Raw genomic sequence first — 11,950 nt, 5'->3', positions numbered from 1 at the left:
TGGGCCGTTTCAGATGTGGTGTCTCGCAATTTCAATCTCTATAGAGATTACAAGAGACGGTGGTGTCCGAAATGCTATGAGGAATGGGATGAAGATTCATCCTGGGAGCCGCTCATTTGGAATATTGATCTCCTCCGCAATTGCCCGAAGCATAGTTGTCTCATGGAGCATGCGTGTCACGGTTGCGGCAGTCATCAGCGTAATGTCAGCGATCTAAATATTCGCCGAATGTGCGGCCGGTGTGGAATGTCGCTAGCTGCTCACCCAAGATGGGTTGGAGGACCAAAAATTACCACTTGGATAGATGAGCAAGTCGGTCAACTGACTGAGTACTGTGGTACGCCCCGGGCGAACTTCTTTTCCTGGGACGACTACGTTAGCTTTGTAGTTGAGTTGAGGAGAAACGCGGGGAGGTGCGGAACGCTGGTACGACCGATGCGGATGCTTTTGGCCCAGGCCGACTATAGGGCGCGGAAAACATCTCGGTGCCCGTCGCTGCGTACGTTGCTCAACCTGTGTGCGATACAAAGCATTTCAATCGGAGAGCTTTTAGATTCTCCGCGACAGGCATCGAGTCCAGTTCTGTTTAGTGAGTGGTCGAGTCCGGAGTACATGCCGCTTCCGCCGGTCGTACAAGCAGAGCGAATCTACCTGGCTGTTTGTCAAATTGAGCGATTTATTGTTCGCGAAAATATCAGCCATCTGCATCCAGTTGAGCTTTTGTTGAAGCCGTTCTTGGTGGCTAAGATCGCAGTGCGAGATGCAAGTGCTGGTCTTTACGACAAATACCAATCTCTGTACTACGCCCAGGATTCCTTAGAGCGTCTTAACTCACTTGGGAAAGCTTACCGATGGGCGATGGATCTAAATAGCGCGAGGGCTAGAGAGCTTGAGCCTGATGACTTGGCGGAGATAGGCAATGACTTCAATGTCAGTTTGAACGACCTCTGTAAGGTATTTGACGCATCTTTTTTTGCTCGACACTTTCATCGGCCAAATCCTAAACATGGAAATAAGGCTCGTCTACCCGATCGATTCGTGCTCGAGTGGATTTGGACACGGTGGTCGATAAATCAATAGGTTTAACCTATCGAGCTAAGCCGGCAGGTGGGTGGCAAACGTTACTCATTGGGGCATCGTGTCCACGGCATGCATTTCGCTGTGAGATGCAGTGTGTTGCCGGCTTTACCACTGCTTACGCTCTACCTTTGCTTTTAGCGGCGGATTCAGGTTCGGCTGACCCTCGATTTTGGTCATACCTGAACACGACGCTGGTGCTGAACGGGAGCCCGTAAGCCTGCTGGAACTCGCCGTCTATTTCCGGCCGTTGGCAACCTTTAGGCGCGCGTTGCTTCCGATCCACAGGCCAATCCTCTATCTAGCCCCGGATGGTGGCTCGCGCCTTACTTTCGGCCAAACCGAGATCATTGTTTCTACCGCCTTGCTTTCCCCATTCCAACCGGAGGTAAAAACTTGTCCGTATCGAACCAACGTTTTCTGTTGGACGCGCGCGGGATATGCATGATCTGAGGCGGTACGTCGAAATTTTGATCGTCGAGCTCAATACCCTGGCTCGCGGCGACCATGCGGACATAGCCACGCACCATCGCTTCATTGAAGCGATGGAGTCTTCTGGCAGGATCTACAGCCAAGATGGAAGCATGTGACTGATCTCGTAGTTTTCGAAGTTGTTCCGTAACCTTCCTTCGCTCAAGCGGCTCTGTTGGAAGCGCTTCACAGATCAGCTGATAGGACCTCCAGATCGCATCGTTGCCTCGCTCAAGGTCGTAGGCATCGGCCACCGCCCATAACACGTAGGCGGCATGATCACGCCCCCGAGCCGCCTGATCGTAAGGCCTACGTAAATCTGCATGTACGACATCTGCTGCCCGTGCGAATGCGTTATGCAGGTGCTTGAGCTCAATCGTGTCAGCTGTTCGATCTTCGTACCAAACCCACAACAACTGCTCGGCCATCAAATGGACATAATATGGAAAGCCATTACTGACATTGCCGATGCGATAAATTACGCTCATATCGGCATCGGTGTCGAAGGCTGCCAGTGCTTTCTTGACGATATCGATTCGAGGCTGAAAATTCAGGCGCGCCAATTCAATCGTATCGAGTTGGCGATGGGCTGACGCATGGGACTCGAGAAGTTCATTTAGCGCAGAGGCCACGCCCGTGAAGATGAGCTTGACCCTTGAGTTTCGATCACCGAGCGCCTTGAGTAGCTCTGCGAAGCGATTTCGCTCTTTGGAATCGGGGATGCGGTCGAATTCGTCAATCACCGCGATGCTTTGTTTCGAATAACGCTCGAAGGCGGAATCCAACCGAGCAGCGGCCTCCTCAATGTTGAGCGGCTGAGTGGAGACCGGAGTCGTTTCCTCGTGCTGACGTGAGGCCCCCAAAAACTTCGCTTGAACGTGGCCTTCAGTACGAACACTGACTGACCCATTAGGCTCAGCGTTCGTTGCCTTAATGAGGGCCCACACAACACTGTTGAACGTACCATCGCTCGAGCAAGATACATGGATAGGTGGAGCGTCGCTAGACTGATACTCCGCAGCGGCAGCGTTCGCGAGAGACGATTTTCCTACACCACGTTCGCCGTAGATGAAGATTTGTCGCCCTGGCGCCATAAGAGAACGACGTATCCGGTCGAGTTGCGCTTCCCGACCAAACAAAAACTCGGACGACTGAATAGGAGTCGCAGGAAAGAGGACTTGGTGGATTCGTGCACCGAACTCATGCTCTTCAAGACTTCTTGGATCCATGGCACCTAGTTCAGTGTGGAGGGAGAGTGCGCGGAACCGAAGTCGAACTGGATAACAGGGCACATCTACCCATCTCCATCGGAAACTGTCAGGCCTGGAGAAAGCCTATCACGCTGCCTTGCACCGCAATGTCGGTTCGGCTCGGACGGATGCGGTTTCGGCCAACACTAAATCACCGCGTTGCCAAAGGAGTGACATCCGTCCAGTGCTTGCAGCTAAGACAGTATCAAGTTTTCCCCTTGAAACGCGGCTTATCCTGTAATTGTTTTTCGGCCGCCCAAATCATTAGCGGCGCGCGCAACACGCTTAGGTAATCTTGGCCAGCATTCAGCGCTACATCGGGGAAAGGCTCATGCTGGTCGCTCGAAACAAGTGCGGTCAAGAGGCCTTGTACTTTTTCACTCAGTGCATCGTCATTCGTAATGCTCAGATACGCAGTCAAAGGCTTGTCCTTCGACTCATCATCATATCCAAGGTAGCGCTCGAAATCAGGAATGCTGACACGGTGTCGGACCGTTATGCCAGCTTGTCGCGCCTTCAATACAGCATCCCGGATACGGCTGTTCTGCGTCCACATTCCATTGTTGTTGCCGTCTTTGGTAAAAGGCGGATCGCAATCATGAACGATGCCGAAGTCAATTTTGAAATGTTCCATGATTGCAATGAGCGATGGAAGTATTGCTTTTCCACGAGCTCGGACGACAGTTACCTTTTCCATCAAATCATGTTGCTTCTCAATGATCGATGCGATGAAAGCCGCGTGCTCTGTATCACCTTCAACCAACACTGGATAGGAACCAAAAAAGATCTCTGCCAAGCTCGGATCCACATGCTGAAGAGCCTGGAGCCTGAGTTTGTCGTCTCCCTCAAAAACGATGTCGTCCGAGCGATAGGTCTTCGGAGAGATCGGGACATCATCGTCATCCCCTCGTTCAAGTCGAACAATCGTAGTGTGATCTTCGAGGGGGTTGATGAAATATGGGGAATGCGTGGTCATCATCACCTGCCAGTCCGCACTCTCTGCCAACTTGTAGAGGTGACGCTGTGCGGCCCGCGCAGCCATTGGATGCAAGGCATTTTCAGGCTCATCAATCAGCAGGAGATAGCCTGGGAAAGCCGGGTCGTCCGCGTCGAGAGGAATTGCCCCACCTTCATCTATCGCAGCCAGACGCGTCTTGAGCTCATCTACCTTGCCTGCGTCCACAGCTTTCTTCGCTGCCTGTTCCTTTTTAAGCTCTGCCGCAACTGACTTTCGATAGTTCTCTCGCGCATCTTTATCGCGGGTCAGTTCGTTATGAACCTGCAGCATGGCCCAGAAGAGCGCCCGTCTTGCCCCGGTACCTTGCTGAACGAGCGCAGTGTCTGACTTGCCATCCTTTACCCGCAATCCCGACCCATCCCTGACGAGACTGTCAATTTTTGGAGCCCAAGGTCCAGTCGTGACATTCAAACGCACATCGAGGCGCGGGAAAACGCTCTTGAAACCTTCGGTGACCTTGGCCGCTATCTGGTTGAAATGCTTTTCGTGAGCTGTGCCAAGAGCATTCACTTGTTTGATGACCTCTTCAAGTGCGCCAGCTAAAGCAGATCCAGTTTTCTGGCGTTCGTTCTCAAGGGCGGTCATCAACGGAGACAGGGCGAGGGTTACCAGCGACTTCTCCGTCCCTTCAGCATCTTGGAGAGAACCAACCCTAAGTGGTTTCGGCAGCCGCGATTTAAAAACATTGTCTGCACCGCCAGCCTTACCATCGGCAGCCCAGTCACCAGCCTCCGGATCCCAAGTTGACCTCACAGGCTTGAAATCTGGTGCAGCCCACTGCCATCTGCTCCTAACAATGAGAAGCTCACCTTCTGCACGCTTCCACTTCTCGTCGACATTTCCAATGCCTGCCGGGATGTGTACTTCAAGTTCAACTTCCGACGCTTCCTCAGCAGGTGAAAGCTGACACCTATCGCGCTCTGACGAAAAAGTCTCAGCCCCAAGGGCTAAGGCATAGGCTCTCAGGACCGTCGATTTTCCAGAATTGTTTTTGCCCACAAGACAAACGACGTTGTCCAAATCGATCGTGAGACCATCTGCTCCGATGCAGCCAATATTGCGTAAACCAATGCGCACCAACTTCGATATGTTTGGCATTTTTCTTCCTTGTGTTCGCCTTCCAAGACCGCTTCAGAATGCAATCCCCGACCGGGATCGTCCCACATCAAGCTTCATTTTTGTCATCGTCCTTCAGCAAGTTGGTCGGCAGCTTTGGGTGGGTTTCCGCAGGTTGCGAACGGCCCGTGGCTGATCATACTGATCGACGACCTGGTCAGCGCGGGTCGGCCGCATGTTGCACGCGTTTCGGTGTGCGCAGCTCTCCCTGGTTAAGTGGTCATCGGTAAGCGTGCCTCATCTTGGCGGCGTTTTTCAGGCGGTCTCGGGGGGGCGGGGGGCGGTTTCAGATCGTTAGGGGCGGCCGGATTCGGAGCATTCCTGGTGGCCAGTTTGATCATTGGGATAGCCGGGTTCGACCGGAATACGCAATCTGCAGGCGGTCAGCACTCGCGCCATGTACATGCTTGACCGGAACGGCGTGCGGTCACTACGACTACCCGCACTTAGCTCGGGCTTTACCCGTAACTGGCTGACACCATTGTTCGTACATATCGCATGACACCAATGTATGTACGCGTTGTACAAACATTGGTGTCATGCCCACCAGAAGATTCGCGATGAGCATGACTTCAGGCCCATGTACTACTACTAAGTAAGTACTACTGTTTACTCACGACTATGTAGCCGTGCAGGTAAGCCTGTGGAAGACACCGCCAGCCAGTTGAAGAAATTCCAGAAGGAGCTTTCCAGCGGAACTGTCTCGTTGGTGCTGCTGGCTGTGCTTAGCCAGTCGCGCCAGCCGATGTACGGCTACCAGATCGCCAAACGACTGGAGGAAACCGGTGAGGGCGTGCTGGCCGGCAAACAGAGCGCGTTGTACCCGGTGCTGCGCAATCTGGAATTGGCCAGCCTGCTGTCGAGCGAGGTCGAGCCGTCGGTTAGCGGGCCACCACGCCGTTATTACCGCATCACCAAATCAGGGCGAGACACGCTGCGCGAATGGATAGCAGCGTGGAACGCCACCCGCGATTCCGTCGATAACGTTTTGCAAGGAGGGGTGTGATGAAACCATCGTCGCCAACGACGCCACGCACGATCGTCGAATATCTCAATCAGCTTCGTGCCGCGCTGCGCGGTGCCGACCCCGCCTTGATCCAGGATGCGCTCTACGATGCCGAGGAGCATCTGCGCGCTGAGCTGGCGGATCAGCCCGGTCGCGATGAGGCCGCCATGCTGGAACAGGTGGTTGGCAGCTATGGCGCGCCGGATGAAGTGGCCGAGATCTATCGCGATCAGGAAATAAAAATCCAGCGTGCAATCCGGCCACCACCTGCGCCGCAGCGGCGTTCGCTGATGGGCCGGTTCTTCGGTGTCGCAGCTGATGCTCGTACCTACGGTGCACTGTTTTACATGCTGCTGTCGCTGGCCACCGGCATCTTCTATTTCACCTGGGCGGTAACCGGCGTGTCGATGTCGGCCGGTCTCTCGGTACTGATCATCGGTATTCCCTTCGTTGTGCTTTTTTTCGGCAGCGTGCGTGGGTTGTCGTTGCTGGAAGGGCGCATCGTCGAAACCATGCTGGGCGTGCGCATGCCACGGCGACCGGCGTATACCGCGCAGCCGGGGCAGCCGTTGTTCAAGCGCATCGGCTCGATGTTCACTGACGCGCGGACCTGGACTACGCTGCTATACATGTTTTTGATGTTGCCGCTGGGTATTGTTTATTTCACCCTTTCGGTGACCCTGCTGAGCGTGTCGATCGCCTTCGTCTTAGTGCCGTTGGCGCTGCCGTTCCAGTATCTCTGGGGGGACAGCGTTTTCATCGGCAACCGAGTGACTGTCGACTGGGGCTTTGGCCAGCACGTACCCGGCTGGAGCGAAGCGATCGTCATATGCGTGATCGGCATCGCCTTGCTATTCATCACGCTGCACCTGGTGCGCGGGCTCGGCAAGTTGCACGGACAGATCGCCAAACACCTGCTGGTGCAGAGTTCCTTCGACTGAGCTGATCGCCTCGTCCGAGGCGACTAGGGTGAATCAGCGGTAGTTCAAATCCGGCGATGCCAGAAGAAAGCTGTTCCACTCCTGTTGCGAGGTGGCCTTGGCGAGCGCGTCGTGTGTGGCTGGAGACAGGTAGGGCTCGATGGTGTCGTAGTAGAGGCGCGTGGTCAGCATCGGAAAGCCGCCGCTGCGTGTGGTGCTGCCGATGGGGGTGAACAGCTGATTGTTGCCGTTGCCGATAGCACGGGCGATGTCGAAACGTTTGGCCATCTGGCCGGAGCTCGACCAACTGGCACCATCGAGTGGCCAGCCATCGGGCGTGATGCGGCCGAATAGTGGTTCGTCCAGCTGGTTGAGCCAGTTGACCAGCGGCAACGCGTTGGCGACAGGCTTGCCATCGAAGGCCAGCCGCACTGATGACACGACGAAACGCATCGGGTCATCGAACTTCGGATTGTCGAATTTCTGATGATTGCCGGCCAGCCATTCGCGTGATTCGATCATCGTGCGCATCACCTTGGCGATATCACCGCCGCTGCGCTGAAAGGTATGCGCCATCTTCTTCACCAGCGCCGGTGGCGGGTTGTCGGCCACGAAATATTCGGCCAGCTGGCGTGAGATGAATTCGGCGCAGGCTGGCTGCTGCACGATGATGTCGACTGCCTGAGTGACTTCGTCAAAGCCGCTGCCCTTGATCGTGTGGCCGAGGAAAACCTTGTCGCTGAAATCGTGGCGCTGTGGATTGAACTCGAACAAGCCATTGCGCACGACCAGCGGTGCGAACTGCGGATTGAATTTTTCCGGTTTGCCATTTGTTGGTGCAATGCCGACGCCGGAGAGGATCAGCGCCAGTTGTTGCACGTCCTGTTGCGAATAGCCCGAGCCCACGCCTAGCGTATGCAGCTCCATCAACTCGCGTGCATAGTTCTCGTTGACGTGTCCTTTGGCATTTTGATTGTTGTCCAGAAATTCCAGCATGGCTGGACTTTCCAGCGTGGCCATCACCAGATCACGGAATTTGCCCAGCGCGTGTGGACGAATCGCGTTCTGCATATAGTCGCCCAGCTCCCAGCGGACACGACCCTTCGGCGCGTAGACGCTGAAGTGATTCAGCCAGAACCACACCAGCTGCTCTTTCAGTTGATTCGGGCCGTACACCGCTTGCAGCATTTCAGCTTGCTCGGCCTGCTGTTGCAGCTGGTTGACCAGGTCCTGCAGGCTTTTTTTCGCGGCAACCTGATCGGGGCCATCCGGTATCGTCTTGATGTGCTGCTGCGCCGCATCCAGTTCCATCAGCAACTGCTGTGGCGGCGTGGCGATCGCCTGATAACCGTTGATCAGCGACGCGATGGCAGGCGGTAGCGGATCGTTGATGCGATCGGAGAGTTGTGCGTCGAGCAGACCGCCGCGACCGAGTTCGCGATAACGCATCACGCTAGCCGTGTCGAGTCCGAACCCATCGCGGCGCAGCCAGTTGATGTCATCGGGTTTCAGCGGAGCGCTGCTTCGTGCGTTGACCAATAGCGGTGTCATCAACAGCGAGGCGCAAGCGAAGAGATGCAGGCCGCGCAGTAGGTGATTCTTCGAAACAGTAAATTGAACAGGGCGCATGCAGGGCGTTTCCTTGAAATCCACTAAGCTCGAGCCGGCAATATCGATGTGCTGCCCCATCATGCGCTCAGACTAGCTGCAGATCGCGCGGCTTTGCCTGAGGAAATACCGCTTGCATGCGATTGCCTTGCAGCCCCCAGACGCGACCCAGCAGGCCGGCCAGCACGTCACGATAGTTGTTCAGCACTTGGTAGTCGCGATTCTGCAGCAGGTTCTGCTGGTTCACCGCGATTTGTTCACCGGCAATGCGGCCACCTTTGACCTTGCCGCCGAGCACCCAGTGCACGGTACCGTGGCCGTGGTCGGTGCCCTTGTCGCCGTTCTCGCGGAAGGTACGGCCGAATTCAGACACGACCACCACCGTGGTGTTGTTCCATTCGTCGCCCAGGGCGTCGGCGTAAGCGGCCAGGCCCTCGCCAAGATTCTTCAGATTGTTGGCCAGTCCGCCGGTGACGCTGCCTTGATTGACGTGGGTATCCCAGCCACCAACATCGACGAAGCCAAGCCGGTATTGATCACGCATCAAGGTGGCGATACGCCGTGTCTCGTTGGCGAAATTGCTCGCGTTTGGTGCGCCGCGGCTGGCCTTGGCCATTTCATCTTGCAGATCTTTTGATACTGTCTTGCGCAGTTCCAGGCCATCGGCTGTGGCAGATGCCAGCGGCGTGCCGCGATACATGTCGGTGAGAATCGCCGACTGCCGCGCGTCAAATGACGAGTTGGTATTGCCCCGCAGCGAGATATTCGGCACGTCCTTGTCCGAACCCTGCAGGCTCAGCGGTAGATCGTTGGTAAAGGCGATGGTGGGTACGCTATGCAGCTGACCGGACAGACGCGCGAGAAAGCCGGAACGATAGTTGCCGGTCGCTCCCATGGCCTGACCGCGTTCGATGTTGTCCTGTGTCTCGAAATGGCTGCGCGACAAATCATCGGTGCCGGCAAACGGTACGAACGCAATCTGCTTGCGTTGCCACAGCGGGTAGATCGAATCGCGCAACACGGGATTGAGGCCCCAGTTCGAGTCCAGCGCAATGGCGCTGTTTGGGTTGTTGGCGTCGGGGCGGGCGATTGCCAGGGTCGGGCGTGACTCGTAGTAGAAATCGCTGCTGTAAGGCACCAGCAGATTGTTGCAGTCGTAGCCGCCGCGCAGAAAAACGAATAGAAAGCGCTGCGAGCTGGCTGGCGCGGCAAACAGCTTGCCGGAAAAAGACAGCGTCGGGACGGCCACGGCAGCACTGGCGGCGGCAAGCAGGAATTCGCGACGGTTCATAGACACCTCAACTGAGTTGGTCTTTGCTGATGAAAGCAGAGTTATTGATGTGATTCATTGGATGTGAGTCATCGGTAGTTAAAGTCCGGCGACGACAGCAAAAACGTATTCCATTCTGCCGGTGAGGCTGCCTTGCTCAGCGCGGTACGAGCAGCCGATGACAAGTCAGGTTCGATGGTCTGCTGGTAGATGGCATTGTTCATCGTCGGCGGATCGACGTGCAGCGGCGGCCCGTCGCCGCTGGCAAACAACCTGTTTTTGCCGCTACCAATCATGCGCGCCACATCAAAGCGTTTGGCCATCTGGCCGGAGCTCGACCAGCTACTGCCGTCCAGCGGCCAGCCATCGGGTGTGATGCGGCCGAATACCGGCTCGCCCATCTGGTTGAGCCAGTTTACTAGCGGCTGCGCATTGGTAATCGGCTGACCATCGTAGGCAAATCGCATCGCGGAAACCAGGAACTGGGTCGGGTCCTTGAACTTTTTCGGCTCGTTCGAATAACTGACGCGGGCAGTGAGTTCGTTGGATAGAAACATCGTGCGCAGCACGGAGGCGATATCGCCATCGGTGCGGCGGAAAGTCTTTGCCATCGCATCCACCAGGGCTGCGGGCGGCTTGTCAGCGACAAAGTACTGCGCGATCTGCTGCGAGACGAACGTGGCGCAAGCGGGTTGCTGCACGATAAGGTCGACTGCCTGCGCGATTTCGTCAGCGCCGCTGCCCTTGATGCTATGGCCAAGAAAAACCTTGTCGCTGAAATCGTGTTTGTTGGGATTGAAGACGAACAGACCGTTGCGAACCATGCCGGGCGGCTGGTGGTGAAAGAATCCTCCGTCCATGCCATTCCCCTTGCCGAGTGCCAATCCCGCACCGGTGAGGATCAGCGCCAGCTGCTGCACGTCCTGCTGCGAATAGCCCGAGCCGACGCCCAGTGTGTGCAGTTCCATCAGTTCGCGTGCGTAATTTTCGTTGGTCTTGCCTTTGACGTTTTTCGCGTTGTCGAGAAACTGCAGCATGGCCGGGCTTTCCAGGGTGGCCAGGAGAAGGTCGCGGAACTTGCCCAGCGCGTGCGGGCGAATCACATTTTCCTCGTAATCCGCCGCGCCGACGTGCACGCCACCCTTGGCCGCATACACGCTGAAATGGTTGAGCCAGAACCATACCATTTGTTCCTTCAGCTGGTCGGCTCCATAAATGGCACGCAGCAATTCGGTCTGCTGCGCCTCCATGGCCAACTCACGGCCATGCACGCGTAGTGCTTTTTTTGCCGCGATCTTGGCGTCACCGTCGGGCATCGCCTGAATGCTTTGCCGGCTGTCGCGGAACTGCGCGGCCAGCTCGGTGAGCGGCATATTGATGGCCTCGTAGCTCTTGATCATCGCGGCGATATCGGGCGGCAGCGTGTCGCCAGCATGGTCAGCGAGTTGCTCATCGAGAAACCGTAGGCGGCCAAGCTTTCGATAATCTGACAATTCGACGGAGTCGATACCAAACCCTACCCGCTGCAGCCAGGCGATATCGTCACGGCTAAGTGGCTTATCGGTTGCGAGCGCAGGCGTTGCAGCCAAAGCGCAAGTTACAGCGATGATCAGTGCGGGCGCCGATTTTTGCAGTTGAATGACAGTTTTTGCGAGCATTGCTGGATTCCCACGCGCCGTTCGGGAAGCCGCCCGGTGGCGACTTGTCCAGTTATCAACGTATGGGTGTCGCGATAGGCTGACGCGGGAATCAATCATGGGGGCGGCGCGTTGGGTTTGATTCACCTAACGCCTTGGCGCGGCTCATCCCTGGAAGCTAGCTGCGAAATGATGCGGTCTCTTTTCGTGAGAACTTGCGTGCGGGTCGGCTGCGTGTCAGAACTCGTCGACGAACTCGATACCGGCTTCCAATTCGTAGGCAACCGCTTCCGCGCTGCCGCGTACGGTATCGGCGACCTGGTCATTTGGCGTATCCACTTCGATGCAATAGATCTGACCTTCGCTGTCGCTTACCGACTCGCTGGAGCTGGAGTCGTCGCGCATCATCGGCATCAAGTCATCCACTTCTTCAATGTGTTCGACGTTGTTGATGCCGTGCAGTGCGGCAATGATCGAGTCAGCGTCGGCACGGTTGCCGATCAGACGAAAACGGACCATGAGCATGACAAACTCCTCAAGTACTATTCACGCCGATACTCCCAAGCAAGGCGCATAC

At 56.1% G+C, this 11,950-nt stretch carries 9 protein-coding genes; 3 read left to right on the top strand and 6 right to left on the bottom strand.

The features are described 5' to 3' along the window. The first annotated feature begins 612 nt into the window (after positions 1-612). On the top strand, positions 613-1,080 hold the full coding sequence (locus HDE80_RS22300) for a hypothetical protein (RefSeq protein WP_255484031.1): 468 nt from the start codon (positions 613-615) through the stop codon (positions 1,078-1,080). A 353-nt stretch (positions 1,081-1,433) separates the two neighbouring features. Here HDE80_RS22300 and HDE80_RS20475 read toward each other — a convergent pair whose 3' ends face one another. Together HDE80_RS20475 and HDE80_RS20470 are read right to left on the bottom strand one after the other, a co-directional pair. Further along, the gene (locus HDE80_RS20475; protein ID WP_184673953.1) at positions 1,434-2,777 is read right to left on the bottom strand and encodes an ATP-binding protein; all 1,344 of its coding nucleotides are present in this window, start codon (positions 2,775-2,777) and stop codon (positions 1,434-1,436) included. A gap of 226 nt (positions 2,778-3,003) precedes the next feature. Further along, a complete protein-coding gene (locus tag HDE80_RS20470) occupies positions 3,004-4,914 on the bottom strand; it encodes an AAA family ATPase (RefSeq protein WP_184673951.1) in 1,911 nt (636 codons plus the stop codon). 661 nt (positions 4,915-5,575) lie between these two features. Between HDE80_RS20470 and HDE80_RS20465 the strand changes: the two genes are divergently transcribed. Both HDE80_RS20465 and HDE80_RS20460 read left to right on the top strand, forming a co-directional pair. Next, complete coding sequence (locus tag HDE80_RS20465; RefSeq protein ID WP_184603332.1) at positions 5,576-5,938, top strand: PadR family transcriptional regulator; 363 nt, start codon at positions 5,576-5,578, stop codon at positions 5,936-5,938. Beyond that, positions 5,938-6,879 (top strand): sensor domain-containing protein, encoded by a 942-nt coding sequence (locus tag HDE80_RS20460; RefSeq protein ID WP_184673948.1) that lies wholly within the window; start codon positions 5,938-5,940, stop codon positions 6,877-6,879. Before HDE80_RS20465 ends, HDE80_RS20460 begins: the two co-directional genes overlap by 1 nt. Before the next feature lie 33 nt (positions 6,880-6,912). Here HDE80_RS20460 and HDE80_RS20455 read toward each other — a convergent pair whose 3' ends face one another. The 4 genes from HDE80_RS20455 to HDE80_RS20440 form a co-directional block, all read right to left on the bottom strand. Further along, the gene (locus tag HDE80_RS20455) at positions 6,913-8,409 is read right to left on the bottom strand and encodes a DUF1800 domain-containing protein (protein ID WP_184674076.1); all 1,497 of its coding nucleotides are present in this window, start codon (positions 8,407-8,409) and stop codon (positions 6,913-6,915) included. A 145-nt stretch (positions 8,410-8,554) separates the two neighbouring features. Then, positions 8,555-9,757 (bottom strand): DUF1501 domain-containing protein, encoded by a 1,203-nt coding sequence (locus HDE80_RS20450; RefSeq protein WP_184673946.1) that lies wholly within the window; start codon positions 9,755-9,757, stop codon positions 8,555-8,557. A 68-nt stretch (positions 9,758-9,825) separates the two neighbouring features. After that, positions 9,826-11,394, bottom strand: coding sequence for a DUF1800 domain-containing protein (locus HDE80_RS20445; RefSeq protein ID WP_184673938.1), 1,569 nt, complete (start codon positions 11,392-11,394; stop codon positions 9,826-9,828). A gap of 216 nt (positions 11,395-11,610) precedes the next feature. Continuing rightward, positions 11,611-11,898, bottom strand: a complete 288-nt coding sequence (locus tag HDE80_RS20440; RefSeq protein ID WP_184673936.1) for a hypothetical protein — start codon at positions 11,896-11,898, stop codon at positions 11,611-11,613. Positions 11,899-11,950 lie beyond the last annotated feature (52 nt).

Origin of the sequence: Rhodanobacter sp. A1T4 (assembly GCF_014207185.1) — a bacterium.
In the GTDB taxonomy this organism is placed as follows: Bacteria; Pseudomonadota; Gammaproteobacteria; order Xanthomonadales; family Rhodanobacteraceae; genus Rhodanobacter.
This window is presented reverse-complemented; position numbering and strand designations above follow the sequence as displayed.